The organism is Anabaena azotica FACHB-119 (genome assembly GCF_014697625.1).
In the GTDB taxonomy this organism is placed as follows: domain Bacteria; phylum Cyanobacteriota; class Cyanobacteriia; order Cyanobacteriales; family Nostocaceae; genus Trichormus; species Trichormus azoticus_A.
In genome coordinates this window covers 48,371-72,588 of record NZ_JACJSG010000004.1, presented here as the reverse complement: position 1 = coordinate 72,588, position 24,218 = coordinate 48,371, and the positions used below count along the sequence as shown (strand labels likewise).

The following is a 24,218-nucleotide window of genomic DNA, read 5'->3' as shown; positions in this document are numbered from 1 at the left end:
ACCCAATCTTAAGCAGGCTCAAACTTTAACGAGACACCATTCATACAATAGCGCTTACCAGTGGGTGCAGGGCCGTCATCAAAAACATGACCCAAATGTCCACCACAACGGCTGCAATGTACTTCAATTCTCGTCATGAAAAATGACCTATCTACAGTAGTAGCAATTGCGCCTTCAATGGGTTGGAAAAAACTCGGCCAGCCAGTACCACTATTGAATTTAGTATCAGATGTAAACAAAGCCTGTCCACAACCAGCGCAAACATAAGTCCCTTCGCTGTATTCTTTATCAAGGGGACTAGTAAAAGCCCGTTCAGTTTCATGCTTCCGCAATACACGATACTGTTCCGGCGTTAAAATCGATTGCCATTCTTGTTCAGATTTAGTAATTTCAAACTGAGTATTAGAAGTTGTCATTATGCTTGACCTTGGGAAAATATAGGGTGATAACAAAGCTGTACTAGCTTGGAAAAATCACGTTTCTTCATATATCTATTATTTTCTATTTTTGACTCAGCCATCACAGTCACTATGTCGGGATTCCTCTACCTTGACATGTTGGTAAAATCTTCCAAAGAAATCTGAATAGCTCCGATATGCTTCTCAGGATAGGATTGCAGGCTGCAAATGGATCGCAATATCCTCTTTTCTGATACCTTTAGCGATGAGTAACTGGGTTAAGCTTTCTTCAAAGTTATCTTCTTCAATGATGATTTGATGTTCTACTAAACGAGCATGAAATAAAATGCTATCAATCCAACGCTGTTTATCCCAACCTGTAGCTAGAACCAGAAAATGACCTGACTCGGTATCGCAAACAGCATAAAGTTTAAGCGCCTGTAAACGGGGTTGATTAATTATTGCTTCTTGCACCGTTGTCTTGAGAATGTCTGCATAATTCAATGTTTGATCCATTTAATAATTACCTCTCGGCTTAGTTCATAAACTAATAAGTTAATTTTATTGCGCTGGACAACCAACTGAAAAATTGGTTTTTGAAAATGCTTAATGTATATCTCTTGACTCACTGCTAAATATAACTGACGCTCAGGCTCTTGCTCTTCCAATGCCCATTGATAAAGCTGAAGTTGTCCCATTGTTTTTTCAAGTTCACTGATAACAGAGATAGCATCAAAATCTTTAACTTCTACAGCAATTTTACGACCATCTTTCTCTGCTGTGAAAAATTTCTCGGCTCCCAAATCAGCTTTCAACAGGGTCTGCTCTAATACCAAAATCAAAGGATCGTCTGTAATTGTCCAGCCATCTTTTTCAAGAGTGCGACGCACAGAGAAATGTAAATTATCTCGTCTAGACATTTGCCGCCGACATTAATAATTTAATCATTTTGTGTAAGAGTTAATTAATGTGTACGCATATACTTATTATATCAGAATACGGAAGTTTGATTGTTGGCAAGTCTACATAGAGACATACAAACCACACATATACAGAGAAACCAGTGCGTTCGGTTGTTAGACTTTCCCACTGGTGCGTTACAGACCAAATGAAAATTTTGGAGGTTTATTGTGTTCACAATCCCATAAATTTAGCGCGAAGTCAGAGCGCTGGCTTCCGGCAATGCCTACAGCAACCTCTCCGACGAACTGAACTTTGCTTGTAGAGGGGCTTGTATCTTTTTATCGCTCAATATCTTATTTACAGTGGGTTTATAATCTTACATTAAATTAATTTTCACAAAAAGTTATCTTAAAATAAATTTATATATCAAGTTTCTCTTAAGCATTTCCCTATTTCCCAGGTCAAGTGTCTTTAAAGCTTTATTTTTATATTTGTAGGAATACAGTAGTTTTTTAAAAACCTCTTGCTTGCTCAAGAGGAATATGCAATACTTGTAAACATAAATTACGGTAAATCGATAGAGTTGCCGATATTTTAAGGATAAGACTCATGCAGCTACTATGGTTCATCCCCACCCACGGCGATGGACGCTACCTCGGTACGGCCACAGGCGGAAGGGCAGTTAGTTTTCAGTACTTCCGGCAAATTGCCCAAGCAGTGGATGACCTGGGTTACACAGGGGCATTACTTCCCACAGGACGTTCTTGTGAAGATGCTTGGATTGTGGCATCTTCTCTACTACCACTAACTCGCCAGATGCGTTTTTTAGTAGCAATTCGTCCAGGGTTAACTTCTGTTGGGGTAGCAGCAAGGATGGCGGCAACTTTTGACCGTTTATCTGGTGGAAGGTTGTTGATTAACGTAGTCACAGGTGGCGATCCGGTAGAGTTAGCCGGGGATGGCTTACACCTGAGTCACGATCGCCGTTATCAACTGACAGATGAATTTCTCACAGTGTGGCGATCGCTTGTAAGTGGTGAAGTAACAAACTTTCAAGGCGACTATCTCGACATCCGAGAAGGAAAGTTGTTATTTCCCCCAGTCCAAAAACCCCATCCACCCCTATGGTTTGGCGGTTCCTCCCCCATCGCCCAAGAAATCGCTGCTAAACAAGTAGATGTTTACCTTACTTGGGGTGAACCACCCGCACAAGTAGCCGAGAAAATAGCCACAGTCCGCCGACTAGCTGAAACACAAGGTAGAAAATTACGGTTTGGCATTCGCTTACACGTGATTGTACGCGAAACCGAAACCGAAGCTTGGGACGCAGCCAATAAGTTAATTAAGTATGTGGATGATGAGGCAATTACCAAAGCCCAAAATGCTTACGCCCGCATGGACTCAGAAGGACAACGCCGCATGAGTCAACTACACAAAGGTAGTCGCCAAGCATTAGAAATTAGCCCTAACCTATGGGCGGGAGTCGGCTTAGTCCGAGGCGGTGCAGGTACAGCCCTAGTCGGTGATCCTGATACCGTAGCCGCCAGGATGTTGGAATATACAGAATTGGGAATTGAAACCTTTATTCTTTCCGGCTATCCCCATTTAGAAGAAGCGTATCGCGTTGCCGAGTTACTATTTCCTCGCCTGCCTTTAAATATACCTATAGTCGAGCAACAACACATCCTCAGCCCATTTGGTGAGATTGTTGCCAACGAAGATTTTCCTAAGCAGCACAAACAAAAAGCTACGTTTGTGTCTTAAGAGCGCAGAACTATAAAATACTATTGGAGTTGAATTAAATGGCACGTATTTTAGCGATCGCTGGTAGTCCTTCACATCCATCCAGAACCTACGGAATTTTAGAACATAGCGCCAAACTACTACAACAAGAAGGCTTGCACGTAGATATTCTTTCTGTACGTGATTTACCCGCCGAAGATTTAGTATTCGGCAAATATGACAGCCCCGCATTAGAACAACCAAAAGAACTACTAGCAAAAGCAGATGGTGTCATCATTGCCACCCCCATCTATAAAGCTGCTTACACAGGCGTATTAAAAGCATTTTTAGACTTGTTACCACAAAAATCCTTAACAGGAAAAGTAGTTTTACCAATCGCTACTGGTGGAACCATTGCTCATTTACTATCAGTAGAATATGCCTTAAAACCCATCTTAGGCGAATTAGGAGCGCGGCATATTTTAGCGACTGTTTACGCCGTAGATAAACAAATTGAACGTCAAGCCGATGGTAGCGTCCAACTCGATGCCGAGATTGACCAAAGACTTAACGACGTTCTCAAAGATTTAGTCAAAGCTGTCAAAGCTGATGCAACAGCTACTCAAGAATTGGTTAATGCCAATTAATTTATTGAGTCAACAGTCCATAGTCCATAGTAAAAAACCAATGACTAATGACCAATGACTAATTAAGTTTATACCTCCGTATGCTGTTAGCAGATGGTAAAATAAAACTCATCTGCTACCTTTCTTAAAACAGAGAAAAATTGTTATTTTAACACCTAAATATATAAATTAATTACATATACAAATCCCATTATTTATTAAAAAAATTAAGTATTTGTAGCCCACCAAAACCTTGATATCGTGGACAATACCCATCCGAGTAATATCGTGTCCGGTAAAAGACTTATCATTAAGACTGCAAGGGGGCAGGGGGAGAAAGAGTTTTCACCTTTTTGCACAGATGCACCGAATTACAACTAATTAGGCGGACATGATATAAAGCATTTATCGGCGTTTCTTCCTTCGGTTCCCAACGGGTACGGCGTTTATCGGCGGTTAATTTTATCCAAATCGATTCCCGCATTTGAATGACCAACCCCTACGATATGATAAGTATTGAAACATACATGATATAAATCATGAGTATTATCGTCTTCGGCAGCATCAATATAGATTTAGTTGCCACAGCACCCCGCTTACCTATTGCCGGAGAAACATTGCTGGGAGATACTTTCTTAAAAGTTCCAGGGGGTAAAGGCGCGAACCAAGCCGTAGCCCTAGCAAAGTTAGGAGTTCCTACCCAAATGGGAGGACGAGTTGGTGGAGACAGTTTCGGCGCAGAACTGGTACAAAATTTACAAGATGCTGGCGTACAAACTGACAATATTTTTGTTGATGAAACTATCAGTTCTGGAGTAGCTATAATCACTGTAGCTCATAATGGTGATAATGAAATAATAGTTATTCCTGGTGCTAATGGAAAGGTTAATCAGGAAGATGTAGAGAGATTATCACGCATATTACCAAACGCTAAAACATTGTTATTGCAACTAGAAATTCCTATAAATACCGTAGTTGCGGCTGCACAAGCAGCAAGAAATGCTAATATCATCGTAATTTTAGATCCTGCACCAGCACAAGTAGATTTACCAGCAGAACTATATCCCTTAGTTGATATTATTACCCCCAATGAAGTGGAAGCAGGGCAATTAGTTGGTTTTCCTGTGGATGGGGAAGATGCAGCAGCAAAGGCGGCTGGGGTGTTATTGCAGAGAGGCGTGAAAAGTGCGATCGTTAAATTAGGCGCTAAGGGTGTTGTTTGCGCCACTGAGAAAGAAGTATTTTTTGTCCCTGCATTCTCTGTAGAAACTGTGGATACTGTAGCTGCTGGTGACGCTTTTAATGGTGGTTTAGCAGCAGCACTTTACACAGGTCTTTCTTTACATCAAGCAGTTGTTTGGGGTGCGGCTGCGGGTGCTTTAGCAGCCACTAAATTAGGCGCACAAACTTCGTTACCTGATAGATTTACATTTGATACTTTTCTTGAAGAACGTGGTCGATAAAACACGCTGTGGAAAAGCGTAAGTCCTAAATTATTCACCAAGGCAATAATTTCTCATATCATTTTGTATTGAACGTTCTTCAACACTACTCTTTTGTAATGCAGCTAAAAGGCGATTTGTTTGTTGAATATCCTTTTTATTTATGGCTGTTGCTGTATCATTTAAACCTTTACTAATATCTTGATAAAGTTTGATCAAACGTATTTGATAACTTTTTAATTCGTCATCTTGAATTTTTAAGCCTTTCATGTCTGTATTTAGTTTGTCTATTTTACTAGCAATTTCAGTTAAGCCTTGAGTAGCTTGAGCATCGTTATTATTACGGTATTGCCGACCGAAGAAAGCTGCTTCATTAACAATTTTTATCAATTTGTTACATTGAGCATATTTACTTTCACCACAGCTTGTAAATAATAATGCGATCGCCGCCACAGATGAAAGTTTAATAGTCGATTTATATATACGTAGCATATTATTAAAACCCCTGAATATATGAAGTAAAAATAGGACTAATGGAATTATTCCTGATACTTTATAATTCATTTTTTTGTAAACGTCTATGTAATTACACGGAGGCTAAAAAATTTAATATTTGTTGTTAACTGTTGACCCTTGCGGGTTCGATAGTTGCTTTCCGACGCAAGGCGACACGCCACTCCCTTCAACGGGGGGAACCCCCGCACAGGGGTGGCTCAGGAACGCACTATCTCACTGTTGACTATGGACTATTGACTCTTTAACAAACTATCAGTAGCCTTGACAACAATCTGTGCTGCACCAGCGAAAAACGATCGCTCGATATTTTTGGGTACATCACTAGGTTGGTGATAGTATGGTGTGCGGAGATTGGCAGTATCTGTAACTAACACTGCACCTATTCCTTGATACCAGAATGGTGCATGATCACTACGCAATGTGTCAGGTGTGAGTAAACCTTTTAAGGGAATTGGCAGAGTGAGGACGTTGGGGAGGTTGGTTGTATCAGTATTGTTAAAAGTGTTGAGTAGAGACAGATTTTCAGTATCACCAACGGCTACCAAAAAATCACCCTTGTCGCTGGGTGGCGTAACAGGTAATCCCACAGGATATTCTTGACAGCCACTAGTGTAACAAGCATAACCAACCATATCCATAACTATCACGCCCCGGAGTTTTTCCAAGCGTTGAGTATTAGTAACAAAAGCTTTACTACCAAGCAACCCAGCTTCCTCTAAATCAAAAAAAGCTAATTGCAAAGTCCGGGGTGTGGGATGGGAAGCAAACAACCTGGCAATTTCCAGTAAGACAGCGACACCACTAGCGTTATCATCAGCGCCTGGAGAAGCGGCTACAGTGTCATAATGAGCGCCTATCAAAATTGCCTTGGTTGTGCTGTCAGTGCCTTGACGTTCAGCAAAGACATTTATACCATTAGGGAACTTTTCTAATTTGGGTGTCCAGCCAAATTTCCGCAGTTCACTCATGATATATGTGCGAGTGCGCGATCGCTCTGCTGTTGTGTAACGTTGAAAATTTAACTTTTGGATATGTCCTAATAATCTATCAATAGATACTTGCAATTCATTTTTCACTTCCTGAGACTCTGGTTGTGGCTGAGGCGTTGTTAGCGGCACAGTCTCAACAATTTCCGGGGAAGAACGCTGCTCAAAAAAAGCGCTCCCCCTACTACCCACTATCACAACCACTACCAATACTAACAACGTCAGCCAAATTCGTTTTTTCATTATAAATACCTATAAGTTCGACAACTTGTCTTTTGACAAAGTGACTAATATGACTTAAAGTTTTGCCCTAGAACTTTGTAACAGACAGTTGACAGTTGTTCCTTTTGCCCTTTCCCTTTTGCCCTTTCCCCCTCATCTCCCCCCACTCCCCCAATCCCTCCATATGCTAGATTTATCACTCATCACCATCCTGGGGTTCTTCGGTAGTTTTGGGCATTGCTTCGGGATGTGCGGGCCGCTAACTGTAGCGTTTTCACTGTCTCATCAACACAGCATTCCTGATAAAAATTCTCAGAAAAACACATCACCCTCAAAAACTCATCCGACTTGGCAACAGCAATTAAAGTTTCATTTTCTGCTCAATTTGGGACGGATGTTGAGTTATGCTCTTGTCGGTGCTGCACTGGGGGGAGTGGGTTCAGTGCTAGTGCAAAGCGGACAGTTAGCGGGTATTGGTAGCGACTTACGCCGTGTGATGGCAATTATTACTGGTGTGATGTTGATTTGGTTTGGTTTAGGACAGTTAGCACCAAATTTTTTACCCCACATTCCCATATTGCACCCCCTATTAAGAGGCAATTTACACAACCGCCTGAGTACAGGTATGATGAAACTTTCCCTACAACAGCGATGGTGGACACCTGCACTGTTGGGTATGACTTGGGGTTTGATGCCCTGTGGCTTCCTCTACGCTGCTCAAATTAAAGCGGCGGAAACGGGGAATTTATGGATGGGTGGGGCGACTATGTTGGCTTTTGGTTTGGGAACCCTACCCACCATGTTAGGTGTAGGCGTATCTACTTCCCTGGTGAGTCAAGATAAACGTAGTCAGTTATTTCGTTTAGGTGGTGTGATTACCCTAAGTATGGGGGTAATTACCTTGCTGCGGACTGGTGACACAATGGTAGATTATACTGGACACGCAGCCTTACTCTGCTTAATTTTGGCGCTAATTGCTCGTCCTGTAAGTAAATTGTGGGCATCGCCTTTACGTTATCGCCGCGCTTTGGGAGTAGGGGCATTTGTTTTATCTGTGGCACACACTAGCCACATGATTGAACATTTATTTGAGTGGAAATTAACTAGGTTTTTCTTTTTAGTACCACAATTTCAATTAGCGATCGCGGCGGGTGCTGTAGCATTATTATTAATGACCCCCGCAGCTTTCACAAGTTGGGAATCATTGCAAAAATCTTTAGGCAAGCACTGGCGAAAAATTCATTTATTGAGTGTACCAGCTTTGCTTTTGAGTGCGATTCATACAGTGTTGATTGGTTCTCATTATTTGGGTTCTATCCCAAGTTGGGGGAATAAGTTAGCAACAGTGCTGTTAGGAATTGTCACTCTTGGCGTGTTGCTTGTAAGAACAAAGTTTTTTTGGTCAAAGTTAGCCTTAGAAAAATTTTATGTCCCCCCTAACAAATCACGCTAAAACAACCAAAGAAAAACAGCAGGTGTATTCTTACTCAGTCCCCGCATCAAAGTATTTAATATTACTACTAGGATGTGTTGCTCTCTCTACCACTGATATTTACCCAGCTACCGCCCATAAGGTGGAGACAACACCAGATGTTGGCGCTACACTGCACATCGAACCAAATGATAATCCCCGTGCTGGAGAATCGACAATAACTTGGTTTGCCCTCACCCGTAAAGGTGGTAAAGTCATTCCTCTGGTGCAATGTAATTGTCAGTTAGCAGTTTACGCCCAACCCCACACACCCGGCGAACCTGCACTTTTGGAACCATCCTTAAAACCTGTGAATGCTGAAATTTATCAGGGAATACCAGGTGCAGATATTACCTTTCCCAAACCAGGAATTTATCAGCTACAGCTAAGTGGTAAACCCACAAGTGGGGCGAACTTCAAACCATTTGAATTTAAATTTGAAGTCACTGTAGCCGCCGGAAATAGAGTTGATACACAAAATAATCAAAATGTCAACAATAATCAATCAGTTGCCGTAGAGACTGAATCTAACTCGATACCATTGTGGGCGATCGCAATTCCCATTGTCGCCATCTTGGGTACAGTATTCGCAATTTGGCAAAACAAAAAGAGATAATTAATGTCGTTTGATAACCTGTGTAAACTCCTATCAGAAAAGCACCCTGAAACTTTTGCCAGTTGGGTATTAGGGACTCCCCAAAGGAGCGCCAAAGTCCTCAAAACCGAATTGAGCATTGAACCAATACGTGCAGATTATGTGACATTCCTACAGCTAGAACAACGTATTCTCCACCTGGAATTTCAAACCAAACTCGAATCCACACCACCCTTACCCCTACGGATGCTTGATTATTGGGTGAGGTTGTATCGTTTGTATCGTCTACCAATAACGCAAGTCGTAGTATTATTACTTCCCCCCGCACCAGGGACAGTTATTGAAACAGTTTTTCATGTGGAAAACACCCGTCACGAATATCGGGTAATTTGTATGTGGGAGGAAAACCCCGAAATCTTCCTCAATAACGAGGCGTTGTTGCCATTAGCACCATTAGCAGCAACAACCCAACCCCAAGCCTTATTGCAACAAGTAGTAGAGCGAGTCAATCAACTTGATCCAGAACAAAGACCGGATATTTCCACATACACCCAAATCTTGGCGGGGTTAAAATACGATAAAGACTTGATTCGACAGATATTTCGGGAGGGTATGATGCGCGAATCGGTGATTTATCAAGAAATTTTAGCTGAAGGTGAACAGCGCGGTGAACAGCGCGGTGAACAGCGCGGTGAACAGCGAGAGCGATCGCTCATTCTTCGTCAACTTACCCGTCGCGTTGGAGAATTACCCCAAGCAACGCTGTTACAAATCGAAACTCTACCTTTAGAACAATTAGAAAATCTGGGTGAAGCGTTGTTAGATTTTCAGAATTTAGCCGATTTAGAAAATTGGTTCACCGTATTAGATGAGGGACGGGTTGATTAATTATTTAATCTACCACAGATTTCACTCGTTAAACCCGTCCCCTACCTACTTATCCATCTATTGATGCCGCTTCTGATGCCACTGCCAGGCATGAGAAACGATATCTTTGATTGATGTGTATTGCGGTTGCCAGCCAAGGATGTTTCTGGCTTTCTCACCACTACCAATCAGGCTGGGAGGATCTCCGGGACGGCGATCGCTTTCTTCCACAGCTACGGGTAATCCTGTCACTTGTTCGGCAGCTGCAATCACTTCCCTCACAGAGAAACCTTGCCCATTACCCAAGTTAAAGACTTCGCTATCTCCCCCCTTCAATAAATATTCCAGCCCTAAAATATGGGCATCAGCTAAGTCATTAACGTGGATATAATCCCGAATACAAGTGCCATCTGCTGTCGGGTAATCAGTACCAAAAATAGAAATTGATTTGCGTTTACCCAAGGCTGTTAATAAAACGAGGGGTATTAAATGAGTTTCAGGGTTGTGATCCTCACCTAATAAACCATCGGGATTAGCACCAGCCGCATTAAAATAACGGAAACGTACAGATTTCAAACCGTAAGCCACATCAAAATCCGACAGAATCCGCTCCACCATCAACTTAGTCGCACCATAAGGATTAATGGGGTTTTGGGGATGATCTTCGGGAATGGGGACAACTGTCGGTACTCCATAGGTGGCACAAGTGGAAGAAAAGACAAACTTATTAATTGAAGCAGCTAGCATCGCTTCTAAGAGTGTTAATGTCCCTAAAACATTATTGCGGTAGTATTTAGCAGGGTCACTTACAGATTCGCCTACATAAGCATAGGCGGAAAAGTGCATCACTGCATCAAAATGACGGGACTGAAATAAATCATCTAACAAAGGGCGATCGCCTGTATCCCCTACTATCAGTTCTACTTGCAAAACCTTTTCTACTAGATCACGGTGTCCGTAAACCAAATTATCTAGTATCACCACGTCATAACCTGCTTGCTTGAGAGCCAGTACAGTGTGTGAACCGATATATCCTGCTCCCCCCGTTACCAAAATGCTGGGCTTTCCAGGCGACATAGTTTTTCCTTTTGAGTAACAACTACTCAATTAATTTAATTTAATGGTGTACCCCATTACTAATCTCGAAAATTATAAATATTGAGCGCAGTGACGAAAATTTGCACTAAAATCACTACGACGGTGGTCTTTTGTGTGAGGGTTGAAGTATTTTATGTCAAATGCTGCAATTACAGTTGACGCTAAAATAAATCCACTTCGCAAAACCTCTAGGCTCACTGCAAAAGGAGATTTGAGGTAAATCTATGTTTTTACTGTTAAGCCGAGTACTGCTGTGGTTACTGATTGGTACTATCGTATTTGCTCTGTTTCAGCGATTCTATCCTTCCGGTAGTTTTGTCGGCAGATTAATTCTAGTGATTGTGTTGATAGTCATAGCTTTATCGTTCATTAATCCCAACGAACCAGCTGTGGCATCTTTATGGCGATTAATCTCTTTCCCACTCAAACCTTTAGGGGCGGCGGTATTGATGATGATTTTTGCGGCCCAAAGAATTAAAGGTGGTGGCATAGATAAACCCGGAGGATATCTAGTAGGTTGGGCATTGACAATTTTACTATTGTCAAGTACGCCAGCGATCGCCTACTTCTTAATCAGAGCGCCATTGGCTACAGGCGCGGTTATTCCCAGTTATCAATTATTGTCAGCAGCCCCATCGACAACAACAATAGCTTTGGCACAAACTACCAACCAAACACCAGTTGCCGATATTGTTGGCGATACTATACTACCAACCCCAGAACTAGGACGGACAACCATAGCATTCAACCCTTTGAATAGCATTCCACCCTATCTGTTACAAAATCCTCAACAAATTCAAGAGCGAGGGCTACGTCTAGAAGACTTTGTGCCTAGTGCCACAACACTACAACTGACAACCCAAGTCTGGGAAAGTTACCTCAATCAAGTTTACTTTTTCTTACGTGGTCGTCAGGCATAAGTGTAAAATACAGCAGGGAACAGGGAACTCTTAACAGGGAACAGGCGGGAAAGTCTGTTGGTACATAACTTTTGGGTAAGTTGTACCTCATTCACCTGCAATCTGCTGTAAGTATCTTAAAACAGGAATAGGGGCTAGGGGCTAGAAAAAGGCAGTTGACAGTTGACAGTTGACAGTTTTTCTCCCCTGCTCCCCTGCTCCCCCAACCCCCAGTCCCCAGTCCCCAGTCCCCAACCCCCCATCATGGCAAAAACTCAACGAATTGCTAAACTTGCTGCTTATTTGCGCCCCCATTGGCGCGATGCGACATTGGGCATCCTAGCTTTGTTGTCTGTCAATGGGCTGGGTGTTTATATTCCTTGGTTGATCCGGTCTTGTGTTGATAAACTTTCTACTCAGTTTAGTTGGAATCAAGTACTACATTATGTAGTTGTGATTATTTTGCTGAGTTCGGCTATGTTACTCATCCGCATGGCTTCGCGGATTTGGTTATTTGGTGTAGGTAGACAAGTAGAATTTGACCTGAAGCAACGTATTTTTGAACATTTACTTAAGCTAGAGCCTGCTTATTTTGCTAGCAATAGTATAGGCGATTTAATCAGCAGAGCTACCAGCGATGTAGATAATGTCAGACGATTGTTAGGTTTTGCAGTATTAAGTTTAGCAAATACTTTATTTGCCTATACTCTCACACTGCCAGTCATGCTGAGAATTAGTGTGGATTTGACAATAGCAGCTTTGGCTGTCTATCCTTTTATGTTCGTTTTAGTAAATTTATTTAGTAATCATTTACGGCGACAACAGGCGTTGGTACAAGAACAACTGTCTGATATTAGTGAACTAATTCAGGAAGATATTAGTGGTATTGCTTTAATTAAAATTTACGCCCAAGAAGAAAACGAGCGTCGGGCTTTTGACGTGCAGAATCAAAAGTTATTAACAGCTAACTTGGAACTAGCCAGAACTCGTAATACTCTGTTTCCTTTAATTGGTGGTTTAGCCAGTTTGAGTTCACTGGTGATTATCTGGTTGGGAACATCACGAATTGCTGAGGGAACCTTGCTTGTTGGGGATTTTTTGGCACTTTTATTATATATAGAACGTTTAGCATTTCCTACGGCGCTTTTGGGCTTTACTATTTCCACTTACCAACGAGGTGAGGTGAGTGTGGATCGTTTAGAATCTATCCTCAGCGTTAAAGCTAAAATTCAAGATGCAGAAGAAGCCATCAATCTACCCTTGGCAGAAGTCAAAGGGGAATTAACAGCTAAAAATCTCAGTTACACTTATCCAGGGGCGGAAACTCCAGCTTTAGACAAAGTGAACTTTACCATTAACCCTGGTGAAACCGTGGCTATTGTCGGGGCTATCGGTTCGGGTAAGTCCACTTTAGCCAATGCTTTGCCTAGATTATTGGAAATTGAACCAGGACAGTTATTTTTAGATGGGTTGGATATTACTAAGGTAGCCATAGCAGATTTACGTAGCGCGATCGCCTACGTTCCTCAAGAAAGCTTCTTATTTAGTACCACCATTAAAAATAACATTCGTTATGGCGATCCAGTCAGCCCAATGGAAAATGTCGAGTACGTGGCTAAAGTTGCCCAAATTCATCCAGAAATCATTAACTTTCCTCAACAATATGAAACCATTGTGGGCGAACGTGGTATTACCCTCTCTGGTGGGCAAAGGCAACGCACCGCATTAGCTAGAGCAATGTTAGTCAATGCTCCGGTCTTAATCTTAGATGATGCCCTCTCAAGTGTAGACAATCAAACAGCTACCCAAATCCTCAATAATCTTTCTCATGGCACTGAACGTAAAACAGTAGTTTTCATCACTCACCAACTTTCGGCTGCGGCGGTAGCTGACCGGATTTTTGTCATGGATAAAGGCAAAATTGTCCAGATGGGTAATCACTTAGAACTAGTGCAGAAAGAAGGTCTTTACAGAAAATTGTGGAGTCAGCATCAAGTAGAAGAATTACTAAATTAGTATTTTCCATCTAGGCATATTTCCGCTCTTATGAGTATACTTTTTGGTAAACACCAACTCGAAAATATTCATACTTTTAGAAATTAATGCTTGAATTCATACAACAATTTTTTACAGACGGCTTATTCATTCCGTATGGGCATTGTTACCTTTGGAAACCTAGTTTATTGTGGTTAAACATCCTCTCAGACTCTTTGATTGCTCTTGCTTATTATTCAATCCCCATCAGTCTGATTTATTTTGCCCACAAACGCAAGGATTTACCTTTCAAAAACATACTGCTGTTATTTGGAGCTTTTATTGTCTCCTGCGGTACAACCCACATAATGGAAATCTGGACAATTTGGCATCCAACTTACTGGTTATCTGGCAGTATCAAAGCTATTACAGCTTTATTATCGGTTTATACAGCTATGGTTTTAGTACCGATAATTCCCCAAGCACTAGCTTTACCCAGTCCTGCTCAATTGGCGGCTAGTAATGCTGAACTCAAAGCAACTTTAGAAAATCTAGAAAATACACAAGCGCAACTCATTCAAACTGAGAAAATTTCCTCTCTGGTTAAGTTAGTTTCCGGTATCGCCTACGAAATTAATAATCCAACTAACTTCATCTATGGCAATATTCATTTTGCTCAGGAATATGTGCAAAATTTATTAGGGTTAATTGCGCTTTACAAGGAACAATATCCCCAACCAACATCAGCGATTCAAACTTATATTCAAGAATTTGATATCGATTTTATTCAAGAAGATATACAAAAGATATTATCTTCAATCGCAATTGGAGCAACAAGGATTCGAGAGGTAATTATATATTTACGAAAATTTTCTCGATTAGATGAAGCTGAAATAAAAAAAGTAGATATTCACCAAAGTATTGATTCTACATTATTACTATTGCAAAATCGCTTAAAAGGTCAAGGTAAATACCCAGCGATTGAGATAATTAAGGAATACGGCAATTTACCAAAAATTAGTTGTTATTCTAAACAACTCATAGAAATCTGGACAATTTTCTTTAGATATGTGGGTGTTTCTACGGCGTTTTGCCTAATCAAGCAGATTTATTTGCAGTGTTAGTTTGCCTAACTACTAGGGAAGTATAAATTACAGCAGTTGTGTGATAGGTTAGGACATCATACAATCTTAAAACCTTTGGTTTCAAAGGCTTTCAGCCCTGTAAAGAGTCACCTATCACCTGTCCCCTGCTCTAACTTTTCACGTTATGTGGAAAAGCCAACGTCAGACCTAACCCCCCAGCCCCCTTCCCTACGAGGGAAGGGGGAGAAATCAAAGCCTCTCTCGTTGTAGGAGAGAGGTTTGGAGAGAGGTCTTCTAGATGCCGTGAAAAGTCAGGTCCCCTGCTATATATGATGTCCGCTTAAACACTTATCATATCTTGGTGGCTGGTAATGGGTAATGGTAGAAAACAATTACCCATTAGTAATTCAACCAACCATATTGTAAGTAATTAGTCGGATTTGATATTACCTCAAAAACTAATGGTGCATAATAATGTCTTCTACTTCTAAGCCTGCTACGTTGGGGAAATTACAGCATCGTCATGTTGGAGCGATCGCATCTGTGATAGTAATTAGTCTGTTAAGCTCTTTGAGTGGATTACCACTCCAGCATACTATCTCTAATGTCTGGGATGGCTGTTTATGGGGAGTTGCCGACCCGGTACTGCACTGGAATAGTTTGGTTAATCTCTTGGCTATTGGTTTGTTCTCTGCTGGTCTTGTACATGGTGCTATCGTCACTAACACCTTTGTATTAGCATCGGTTTTAGGCTTAATTACTCATTTACTACAGTTCCACTTACCCAGTGCAGAGATAGCGATCGCTGTTTCTATTCTCGCTGTTGGTATTATGTTAATCACGCCCAATCGCTCAAACTTGTTGATTGTGGTTATTTTAGGTGCGATCGCTGGTTTGTTTCAAGGCCACCTTACAGGTCACACAATAACTGGGACTGACCTAACATCGTCGCTTATCTACACATCAGGTATGGCTTTCACTCACTACACAGTGGCGACCACCGCCAGAAAAATCAACTCTCACAGTTTACCTCTTGCCCATTTTGTTGGCTTTGCTCTAGCTAGTATTGGTATCGTATTTTTAGCAACTTGATTAAGACTGGCATAAAACACCACCCTATGACAGCCTTTGCCAAGATAGGGTGGTGTTAAATCGATGATTTAACAGCTAACAGTAAATAGTTACAGCAATTTGTAGGTAAATGAGGTACAGATATAAATGGTAAAAGTCTTGTGGGGTGGGCATCTTGCCCGCCCTTGTGTACCGATGAAATATGCTGTATCAGTTAAAGCAATGTCGCTATTTGTGAAATACTGTAGAGACGTTATATGTAACGTCTCTACATGGTTTTGGGTATTACGCTTATACCTAATTTACCCAAAATATGCTGTAAAAACGAAAGTGAAACACCACAGTAATTGGTGGAAAGCGTAGGTAGGAGCTTGTTTATCCCCCACCATACGCCCTGGCTGACTGATAACTGATAACTGTTTTAAAATGCTCCAACTCTGCCAAGGATCACGTAAATCGTTTTAAAAATCAGTTGTAAATCGTATAGTGGATGCCAATTATTTTGATATTGCAAATCTAAATCTACTATTTTTTCAAAATCTTTCACATGAGAACGACCGTTAACTTGCCACTCTCCGGTTAAACCAGGCTTGACATTCAAACGTTGCCAATGACGCTTGTTATATTTAGCTACTTCATCAGCCGTGGGTGGACGTGTTCCGACCAAACTCATATCACCCATAAACACATTCCAGAATTGGGGCAGTTCATCTAAGCTGGTACTACGCAAGATGCGTCCTACTCTGGTAACACGGAAATCATTTTTGTTTTTAAAGATCAGTCCGTCAGCTTCATTATCTACTAAGCTTTTCAGTTTTTCCGCATCATTCACCATTGAGCGAAACTTCCAGATGTGGAAGGGACGACCCCGAAGACCATAACGTTCTTGAGAAAAGAAGATTGGGCCTGGACTATCCAATTTTATGGCGATCGCAATTGGTACGAAGGCGATCGCCAAAATCAATAACCCCACCAAGCTACCTACAATATCCAAACAACGCTTGAACTTGGATTGTGCAGAGGGATGGGGCATAAGTGCAAATTCCCAATCCTTGTAACTCGTACCTTGCAAGACGCTTTCTATTTGTGTTTGATACATGGTACATTTTCTAGCCGATTGCCTAACAACAAGGGTAAAAACACGGAGTTTCACTCAAAATATAAACTCCTCTTTATGAAAAAAATTCGCTTTTTACGGTATATTTACGTAATCTTCATCAATATTCTAGGGATCATGAAGTTTTTTAAACTTAGAATAAAGAAAGATAAATATTCCGTAAGGAGGATGATAAATAGACCATAATATGTAACAAAAAAGCTTACTCCTACTAATTGTGATCCTCTGTTGAAGAGGGCAAAAGGCAGAATAAAAAAGTTTTTAGCTATAGCAGTAATCACATAGGTGAGGAGATGGCTAAATCATCAACTCTTGATAGCAAGCATCTGTCACCTGCTATATATTGACTTTGATTTATAGCAGGGGACAGGTCACAGGGTACAAGGTATAGGCAAGGGAAGCTTGTTAATATAAGGGTTTTATGATTTACCTATGTCCTAACCTATGTGGCTACTGCTATATATAGTTAAGTTTATTTTTGTCTTCCTACTAAGGAAATTGCCAATTAAATCATTCATCTACCGACTTACCATTGATATGGCAAAAAAGCTTCTATCATTTGCTAGAAGCAACGAGCAACAAAATCATCAATAGTAGGAAAAAACATTTATAGAAATCTAAGTTTGTTGAATTTAATTACTTAATTATTTACGTCACAAGATTCTAAAATGCTCTCTTATAATCGGGGTGGTCAAGAAATGATTGCATCTGGGGTCGAAGTAAAAATTAGCCGTTTGGAATCAATTGTTGAACAGATTGGGGAAGCAGTACTATCTACTACTGAAGCTATAGAAAGACTTGCCGAAAGAGTAGAAAATATCAGTAACCAAGTTGAAGCACAAGGCAAGCAATTACAGCAACAGGGATATCAAGTTTTTGCCTTGTGTGATGCAGTACAAAGCCTGGCTGAATCTCAAAATGAATCATTACGAAAACTCACACAGCTCACACAAACTTTAGATAGGCTGACTTCTTTAATTGAAGCAGTAGAGGAATAAATTGGGAGAATATCCAGATTTTTCTCCCACTCCCTACTCCCTATGATTCAGACCGCTTCATTTTGTTAATTTGTTGTTGTAATTCTGCAATTTGACGACGTAGCTTTTCGGCTTCGGCTTCTGGTGTGGCGACTGGTACTTCTACGGAACCGGAGGCAGGCGATCGCTGATAATTACCTTGGCGAATTTGTTGATATTCTGATGACACTGCCCACTGTTTTAAATACTGCACTCTTTCTACAGGGAAAGGATGAGTTAACATCATCCCTTGAGCGCCGTTATACATTAAGAATTTATAAACTTGATTAAGTCCATCTTGGTCTAGAGCTTGATAATTTTCGGACTGCTTGATAAATTCCGGCAAACTGCATTCATGGGCATATTTACCACTACCGCCAGCAAGCTTCATCATTGACGATAAAACCGTATTCAAGTCATCTACAACCAACAGAGCCGCCCGATCTGCCGTTAACTCAGCCTTACGCCGCCATTCAAAAAAAGCATAAATTAAGGCTCCAGAGACGAAATTGCCGATGCCAAAGGTGAATTCCCCCAAGGCAGAAGCCGTACTCATTGCCCACATCGCCATTTGAATTAGAATAGTATGACCACATTTAATATGCCCCAATTCGTGGGCTAACACCGCCCGAATTTCGGATTCGTCCAGTAAGTCCAGTATCCCTGTGTCTATGACTATATAAGGATTCTCTTGACCTAATGCGTAGCTATTTGCCTGTGGATTTTGTGCAACAAACAGTGTAGGTTCTGGATAAATATCCAAATCCCGCACACACTCCCGAAATATCTGGTAAATAGTGGAATATTGCCTTGGCCCGACTTGGATGGTGTTGCCCATGAGATAAACTAGCTGAGGGCGTTCGTAGACAAATTCCACAAATTTACGAGCAGTTAAATCAAATCCTGGTAAATTCCGTAAAGCTTGCTCGGCTTGACGATCTAGTGGATGCCTGAAGGCTTCGCTGGAAATTCCTGTGTAAGTTGGCATAATTTGGGGTGATAGGTAATTAGTCCATAGTCAATAGTCAATAGTCCAATGTCAAAAATCTATAATTCTTAATTGGTCAAAATACGACCTAGTAACTGTTGACCCTTCCCTACGGGACGCTAACGCGAACGGGTATGCCAACGGCACGCCAAGGGCGAACGCCAGTTAAGAGGGCGCGGGAAACCCTCCTACAGGACTGGACTCACTGTTGACTGTTGACTATGGACTTCTGACAACATAATAGAAATGGGGCTATTGGCAATTAAAGTCATTTTGTATGGGATGGAAAGCGTGTGATTGAGGCAGAAGTTCATTTGTCATTACATAACTTTTTGCGATCGCAGGCGGGTTTCCCTTCCTGGCCCCATCATTTAACGATGGCACGGTTGGTAGCACGCGCCTTGCGTCTGGGACGTAGCGCCTTAATTCAAGTAGGGGCTGTTTGTGGCTATCAAGGACGGTATCGCACTAGCTTTGTTGCCTCCGCTTTGATGTGGCATGGCCCTGTAATTATTGTGGCTACCCAAACAGTACAACAACTGCTGCTGCGAGTGGAAATTCCTCGTCTACAGCAGTGGTTACAAGTTAACAAATCAATCAGAACAGGTGACGCTTGGCCCAACCCTGAGTTCCAAGGAATACTTCTGATTTCTCCCGAAGCTTGGTTACAAGGACAGATCACATCTGCCGATAGTTTTCCCCAAGGCATCCCCACAATTATCGATGGCGTAGATGATTTAGAAGATTGGGTACGTCATCAGCTTACTCAAAATATCCAGCCCCAAGACTGGGAGCAGCTAATTCTCGCTTGTCCTGAACAAGCCGAAGCAATTCGCGCCGCCAGGATTCAACTGACAAGTGAACTTTATAAACATCCAGCTAATCCCTACGAGTGTTATTTAATTTCCCAATCAGAAACCGATATTTTAAACCAACTCCAAGCAACTTTAGCATCAGTATCAGGTGTACCAGAAGTTTGGCAGAAACTCTGGCAGCAATTACCAACCAATGAAACTTCCTCATCCCCCTCATCTCCCCCATCTCCCCTACCCCTCCTCTGGGCAACTATCGCCCGTCGCCAAGGTTTATTCTCGCTACACTACGCACCATTGGAATTAGGCGAAATTCTTGCCCCCATTTGGCAACGACAGCCAGTCGTCCTAATTGGCAGCGCTTTAGAGCCAGAAACCGAAGCTCCTCTGTTCCGTCAGCGTTTGGGTTTAGATGATTTAACCTGCCTAAAATTCGCTTCTGATAGCCAATCAGAGGCAATTCAACTGTACATACCATATCAGTTACCTCTGCCCAATACGCCAGAGTTCCAAGCAGCATTTATTCATAAGGTGCGGACTTTAGTCTGTTTGAGCGCTACGGCAAAGGGATTGACAGTTTTACTAGTGGGAGATGTGCCATTAAAGGCGCAGGTGGGTGCAATTTTAGCCTCTGAGTTTGGTTCGCGGGTGCAGGTAGAAAAAACTTGTTTAGATGAGAATGGCATTTTAGTGAGCGGTTGGGAGTTTTGGCGAGAACATCAAGCCGTCTTACCCGCGCCTCAATTGTTAGTGATTGCGACTTTACCCTTACCATCTTTAGAGCATCCCCTTGTGGCGGGTAGAGTAGCTCACTATAAGCGATCGCATCAAGACTGGTTCCGTTTATTCTTATTACCAACCGCTTTAAATGAACTACAACGGGCAGTAGCCCCGGTACGCGAAAATCAAGGTATCGTCGCCCTACTCGATAGCCGTGTAGTCAACCGCAGCTACGGCTCCCAAATCCTCAACTCCCTCAGCCCCCTCGCCCGTCTCAACTATCTCGACCCCAGTGTATTTGCTCCTAGCGGTGAGGAAAATTCAGCCTAACGTGAGACGGGAGTGGGGGAGATGGGGGAGATGAGGGAGATGAGGGAGTGGGGGGAGATGAGGGAGATGAGGGAGATGAGGGAGTGGGGGGAGATGGGGGAGATGAGGGAGTGGGGGGAGATGGGGGAGATGAGGGAGGGGGGAGACTCTTAAGGGCAGGTTTTTCATAAAGTAATCAGTGAGGACTATAAGATTCAGTAAATTATCAGACTTTCATCTACCCCTACACCCCTACACCCTTATACCCCTACACCCTAAAATCAGTGTTTTTGGGTCGAAGTGTAAAAAACCTGCCCTTGAAAGGTGGGGGGAGATGAGGGAGATGAGGGAGTGGGGGGAGATGGGGGAGATGAGGAGAAAAAATGATAACTGATAACTGATAACTGATAACTGATAACTGATAACTGATAACTGACAACTGACAACTAACTAATAGGGTGATTACATTCCTAGCAACTAATGCTAGAGTTGCTAAAAAATTCATCTGCGCTGTTTGGCGAGTATCCATGCTGAAGAAAATCCAGAAAAAGCAAATTCCCATAATTGCAGGTGCGGCGCTGTTTGCCTTTTCAGCAGGGGCGATGGTAGCAGCACCTCAAATTGGTCAGTCTTTAGGGCGATGGCTTAATTTTAAGGATCAGCCAGAACAGTTATCTGAGGGTAAGAAGACTAGATCAGATGTATTTCCCCTCATATCACAACCCCCAGCAGAACGAGCCGCTAAACTAGAGGAACTTGCACAAAACGGGCGATCGCCAGACCGAGAACGGGCGCGTTATTTGTTGGCGAGTGATTATATTGACAGAAAACAAGGTGAAAAAGCCTTAGAATTACTGACGGGTTTAGAGAAGAATTATCCTGCTCTTGCACCCTACATCTTACTGAAACAAGCACAAGCACAGGATTTACTGGGTGAAGATGGCAAAGCTTCTGACCTCAGACAAAAGGTGTTAAAAGAGTACCCGAAGGAAGCGGCGGCTGTAAAGGCTATGTATCTAATTGCCCAACCAAAGCTTCAAGATACAGCGATCGCGCAATTTCCCTCTCATCCCCTCACTTGGGAAATTATCAGGAAGCGCTTGTCAGAAAATCCTAATCAGCCGCAGTTACAGTTAATCTTGGCGCAATATGCCTATAATCAGCCTGGAACAGTAGGTGTGTTAGACCAGTTAGTGCAACAGCCTAACCTTAAACCCCAAGATTGGGATATCATCGGTACAGCCTACTGGGAGAACAATCAATTCCTCAAAGCGGCGAATGCTTACGCTAAAGCACCCAAGACAGCGCGTAACCTCTACCGGACTGCACGAGGGTTACAGGTAGGCGGGAAAAATCGAGAACAAGCGATCGCCACCTATAATCAATTAATCCAACAATTTCCTACTGCTAGGGAAACAGGCACAGGTTTGTTACGTATGGCAGAAATGGCGCGAACTAGTAAAGATGCCATACCCTATCTCAACCAAGTAATTGCTAAGTTCCCGGAACAAGCAAGTCAAGCATTGCAAAGAAAAGCGGAAATTCTCACAGCCCTCAACGATCAAAAATCAGCCCAAGAAACTTGGCAACAACTGATCACCAAGTATCCCAAGTCTGATGAAGCAGCAGAGTATCGTTGGAAAACTGCTCTCAACAAAGCCAAAGCTAGGGATTATACCAGTGCTTGGAAGTGGGCGCAACCGATTGTGATCAACAATCCTAATAGTATTTTGGCTCCCAGAGCAGGTTTTTGGATGGGTAAATGGGCAACCGCCATCGGCAGAGAACAGGAAGCTAAAGATGCTTATGAGTATGTGATTAGCCAATTTCCCTACTCTTACTATGCCTGGCGATCGGCGAACCTGTTAGGGTTGAATGTCGGCAACTTTAATAACGTCCGTCAACTTAAGCCGGAAGTTATTCCCTACCAACGTCCCGTACCCCCAGCCGGTTCCCAAACTTTTCAAGAATTGTATCTACTTGGTCAAGACCGTGATGCTTGGCTGCAATGGGAAACAGAATATCTCAATAAACAGCAACCCACGGTAGCCGAACAATTCACTGAAGGACTGATGCTGTTAGCTAGAGGAGAATATCTCTCAGGAATTAACCTCATTTCCAAATTAGAAGACAGGGAAACACCAGAAGAACAAACCCAATATCAAGCATTGAGTCAGCAAATCACCTACTGGCAAGCTCGTTACCCATTCCCTTACCTGAGAGAAATTGAAAAATGGTCATCACAGAGACAACTTAATCCCCTGTTAGTAACTGCCTTGATGCGTCAAGAATCACGGTTTGAAGCGAAAATTAAATCTGTTGCTGGCGCTACTGGCTTAATGCAGGTAATGCCAGATACTGGAAAATGGATAGCTGAAAAAATTAAAGTTGATAATAAGACTCTTGATTTAGAAAACCCCAACGACAACATTATGTTGGGAACATGGTATTTAGACCATACTCATGAACAGTATGGCAATAATTCCATGCTAGCGATCGCCAGTTACAATGCAGGCCCCGGTAACGTCGCTAAATGGTTACAAACTATACCCAACCAAGACCCAGATGAGTTTGTTGAAGCCATCCCTTTCAATGAAACTAGAGACTACGTGCGGCAAGTATTCGGTAATTACTGGAATTATCTACGACTTTATAACCCGGAGATTTCCAACGTCGTAGCTAAATATTCAGCCCAGCACCCAAAACTCCCAGCCGAGGGGAATTAGGGACAGTTGACAGTGAACAGTTATCAGTGAACAGTTATCAGTGAACAGTTATCAGTGAACAGTTATCAGTGAACAGTTATCAGTGAACAGTTATCAGTGAACAGTTATCAGTGAACAGTTATCAGTGAACAGTTATCAGTGAACAGTTATCAGTGAACAGTTATCAGTGAACAGTTATCAGTGAACAGCCGAAATAACCTGACAACTGACAACTGACAACTGATAACTGATAACTGTCAACTGATTAACTTAATCTTCCAATTGTTGTGATGGTACTTCAATGGCGGTAACATCAATTGTTCCTTCTGGTGCGAAGCGTTGAAAACGCCCCTTTTGGATCATGACGTTTTCTCCGCAGTTAGGACATTGCAGTTGACTATTATTTAAACCCGTAAATTGATAATTACAGACGGGACATTGATCAGTGACTAAATTGCGTTCTAGCCACCAGCGAAACCCGAAAAATGCCACAACGGGCGCTAGCAATAGCAATCCAAAAATGATCAATAATGAATTTACTAACCAGCCTAAACCCAAAGAAGCGAGTAGCCAAGCGATCGCTAAAGCGGTTAGCCAGGGGCGGAAGTTTAAAAGATTCAATTGAGAGTTGTTAAAGCTCATTTTAAATACTGTCTTGCTCTCCTTCTAGGATAGC

The 24,218-nt window shown here is 42.1% G+C and carries 24 protein-coding genes; 14 read left to right on the top strand and 10 right to left on the bottom strand.

All coding sequences use genetic code 11. The annotated features are described in order from the left end of the window. Positions 1-8: 8 nt before the first annotated feature. From msrB to H6G83_RS03860, 3 genes are all read right to left on the bottom strand, one after another. Positions 9-416, bottom strand: a complete 408-nt coding sequence (msrB, locus tag H6G83_RS03870; RefSeq protein WP_190467233.1) for a peptide-methionine (R)-S-oxide reductase MsrB — start codon at positions 414-416, stop codon at positions 9-11. A 186-nt stretch (positions 417-602) separates the two neighbouring features. Next, on the bottom strand, positions 603-914 hold the full coding sequence (locus H6G83_RS03865; RefSeq protein ID WP_190467230.1) for an element excision factor XisI family protein: 312 nt from the start codon (positions 912-914) through the stop codon (positions 603-605). Continuing rightward, entirely contained in the window at positions 899-1,318 is a 420-nt protein-coding gene (locus tag H6G83_RS03860) for a XisH family protein (RefSeq protein WP_190467227.1), read from the bottom strand. Before H6G83_RS03860 ends, H6G83_RS03865 begins: the two co-directional genes overlap by 16 nt. A gap of 592 nt (positions 1,319-1,910) precedes the next feature. On the opposite strand from H6G83_RS03860, the gene ssuD reads away from it, so the two are divergent. Both ssuD and ssuE read left to right on the top strand, forming a co-directional pair. After that, complete coding sequence (ssuD, locus tag H6G83_RS03855; protein ID WP_190467225.1) at positions 1,911-3,065, top strand: FMNH2-dependent alkanesulfonate monooxygenase; 1,155 nt, start codon at positions 1,911-1,913, stop codon at positions 3,063-3,065. A 38-nt stretch (positions 3,066-3,103) separates the two neighbouring features. Continuing rightward, a complete protein-coding gene (gene ssuE / locus H6G83_RS03850) occupies positions 3,104-3,670 on the top strand; it encodes an NADPH-dependent FMN reductase (protein ID WP_190467223.1) in 567 nt (188 codons plus the stop codon). 289 nt (positions 3,671-3,959) lie between these two features. Here ssuE and H6G83_RS03845 read toward each other — a convergent pair whose 3' ends face one another. Then, positions 3,960-4,133, bottom strand: coding sequence for a hypothetical protein (locus H6G83_RS03845; protein ID WP_190467220.1), 174 nt, complete (start codon positions 4,131-4,133; stop codon positions 3,960-3,962). A 55-nt stretch (positions 4,134-4,188) separates the two neighbouring features. On the opposite strand from H6G83_RS03845, the gene rbsK reads away from it, so the two are divergent. Continuing rightward, positions 4,189-5,112, top strand: coding sequence for a ribokinase (gene rbsK / locus H6G83_RS03840; RefSeq protein ID WP_190467217.1), 924 nt, complete (start codon positions 4,189-4,191; stop codon positions 5,110-5,112). 30 nt (positions 5,113-5,142) lie between these two features. On the opposite strand, the gene H6G83_RS03835 is transcribed toward rbsK, so the two are convergent. After that, positions 5,143-5,583: a hypothetical protein gene (locus H6G83_RS03835; RefSeq protein WP_190467214.1), complete on the bottom strand. Its 441-nt coding sequence runs from the start codon at positions 5,581-5,583 to the stop codon at positions 5,143-5,145. Between the two features lie 254 nt (positions 5,584-5,837). Beyond that, positions 5,838-6,836 (bottom strand): M28 family peptidase, encoded by a 999-nt coding sequence (locus H6G83_RS03830; protein WP_190467211.1) that lies wholly within the window; start codon positions 6,834-6,836, stop codon positions 5,838-5,840. Between the two features lie 163 nt (positions 6,837-6,999). On the opposite strand from H6G83_RS03830, the gene H6G83_RS03825 reads away from it, so the two are divergent. Genes H6G83_RS03825 through H6G83_RS03815 form a run of 3 tightly spaced genes read left to right on the top strand, consistent with a single transcriptional unit; the run spans position 7,000 to position 9,769 of the window. Beyond that, positions 7,000-8,268: an urease accessory protein UreH domain-containing protein gene (locus H6G83_RS03825; RefSeq protein ID WP_190467208.1), complete on the top strand. Its 1,269-nt coding sequence runs from the start codon at positions 7,000-7,002 to the stop codon at positions 8,266-8,268. After that, entirely contained in the window at positions 8,243-8,902 is a 660-nt protein-coding gene (locus H6G83_RS03820) for a hypothetical protein (protein WP_190467205.1), read from the top strand. Before H6G83_RS03825 ends, H6G83_RS03820 begins: the two co-directional genes overlap by 26 nt. 3 nt (positions 8,903-8,905) lie before the next feature. Beyond that, positions 8,906-9,769, top strand: a complete 864-nt coding sequence (locus H6G83_RS03815) for a DUF4351 domain-containing protein (protein WP_190467202.1) — start codon at positions 8,906-8,908, stop codon at positions 9,767-9,769. Between the two features lie 57 nt (positions 9,770-9,826). Here the strand turns inward: H6G83_RS03815 and galE are convergent, their stop codons facing one another. Next, entirely contained in the window at positions 9,827-10,825 is a 999-nt protein-coding gene (galE, locus tag H6G83_RS03810) for a UDP-glucose 4-epimerase GalE (RefSeq protein ID WP_190467198.1), read from the bottom strand. A 245-nt stretch (positions 10,826-11,070) separates the two neighbouring features. On the opposite strand from galE, the gene H6G83_RS03805 reads away from it, so the two are divergent. The 4 genes from H6G83_RS03805 (at position 11,071) to H6G83_RS03790 (ending at position 15,896) form a co-directional block, all read left to right on the top strand. Continuing rightward, entirely contained in the window at positions 11,071-11,766 is a 696-nt protein-coding gene (locus H6G83_RS03805; RefSeq protein ID WP_190467196.1) for a hypothetical protein, read from the top strand. Positions 11,767-12,009: 243 nt separating this feature from the next. Then, complete coding sequence (locus tag H6G83_RS03800; protein WP_190467195.1) at positions 12,010-13,761, top strand: ABC transporter ATP-binding protein; 1,752 nt, start codon at positions 12,010-12,012, stop codon at positions 13,759-13,761. A gap of 86 nt (positions 13,762-13,847) precedes the next feature. Further along, the gene (locus H6G83_RS03795) at positions 13,848-14,843 is read left to right on the top strand and encodes a sensor histidine kinase (RefSeq protein WP_190467193.1); all 996 of its coding nucleotides are present in this window, start codon (positions 13,848-13,850) and stop codon (positions 14,841-14,843) included. Positions 14,844-15,278: 435 nt separating this feature from the next. Further along, positions 15,279-15,896, top strand: coding sequence for a HupE/UreJ family protein (locus tag H6G83_RS03790; protein WP_190467191.1), 618 nt, complete (start codon positions 15,279-15,281; stop codon positions 15,894-15,896). A gap of 400 nt (positions 15,897-16,296) precedes the next feature. Here the strand turns inward: H6G83_RS03790 and H6G83_RS03785 are convergent, their stop codons facing one another. Continuing rightward, positions 16,297-16,974 (bottom strand): sugar transferase, encoded by a 678-nt coding sequence (locus tag H6G83_RS03785; protein WP_190467189.1) that lies wholly within the window; start codon positions 16,972-16,974, stop codon positions 16,297-16,299. 716 nt (positions 16,975-17,690) lie between these two features. Between H6G83_RS03785 and H6G83_RS03780 the strand changes: the two genes are divergently transcribed. Next, on the top strand, positions 17,691-17,990 hold the full coding sequence (locus tag H6G83_RS03780; protein ID WP_190467713.1) for a hypothetical protein: 300 nt from the start codon (positions 17,691-17,693) through the stop codon (positions 17,988-17,990). Positions 17,991-18,030: 40 nt separating this feature from the next. On the opposite strand, the gene H6G83_RS03775 is transcribed toward H6G83_RS03780, so the two are convergent. Then, positions 18,031-18,996 carry a M48 family metallopeptidase gene (locus tag H6G83_RS03775; RefSeq protein WP_190467187.1) on the bottom strand — a complete coding sequence of 322 codons (966 nt, stop codon included), beginning with the start codon at positions 18,994-18,996 and terminating at the stop codon, positions 18,031-18,033. 293 nt (positions 18,997-19,289) lie between these two features. Here H6G83_RS03775 and H6G83_RS03770 point away from each other — a divergent pair, with 293 nt between their 5' ends. From H6G83_RS03770 to H6G83_RS03765, 3 genes are all read left to right on the top strand, one after another. After that, positions 19,290-20,858, top strand: a complete 1,569-nt coding sequence (locus H6G83_RS03770; protein WP_190467184.1) for a helicase C-terminal domain-containing protein — start codon at positions 19,290-19,292, stop codon at positions 20,856-20,858. Between the two features lie 47 nt (positions 20,859-20,905). Then, positions 20,906-21,028: a hypothetical protein gene (locus H6G83_RS35785; protein ID WP_277876276.1), complete on the top strand. Its 123-nt coding sequence runs from the start codon at positions 20,906-20,908 to the stop codon at positions 21,026-21,028. Between the two features lie 336 nt (positions 21,029-21,364). After that, positions 21,365-23,563, top strand: coding sequence for a transglycosylase SLT domain-containing protein (locus tag H6G83_RS03765; RefSeq protein ID WP_190467182.1), 2,199 nt, complete (start codon positions 21,365-21,367; stop codon positions 23,561-23,563). A 249-nt stretch (positions 23,564-23,812) separates the two neighbouring features. On the opposite strand, the gene H6G83_RS03760 is transcribed toward H6G83_RS03765, so the two are convergent. After that, positions 23,813-24,184 (bottom strand): PHD finger domain-containing protein, encoded by a 372-nt coding sequence (locus H6G83_RS03760; protein WP_190467180.1) that lies wholly within the window; start codon positions 24,182-24,184, stop codon positions 23,813-23,815. Positions 24,185-24,218: the final 34 nt, after the last annotated feature.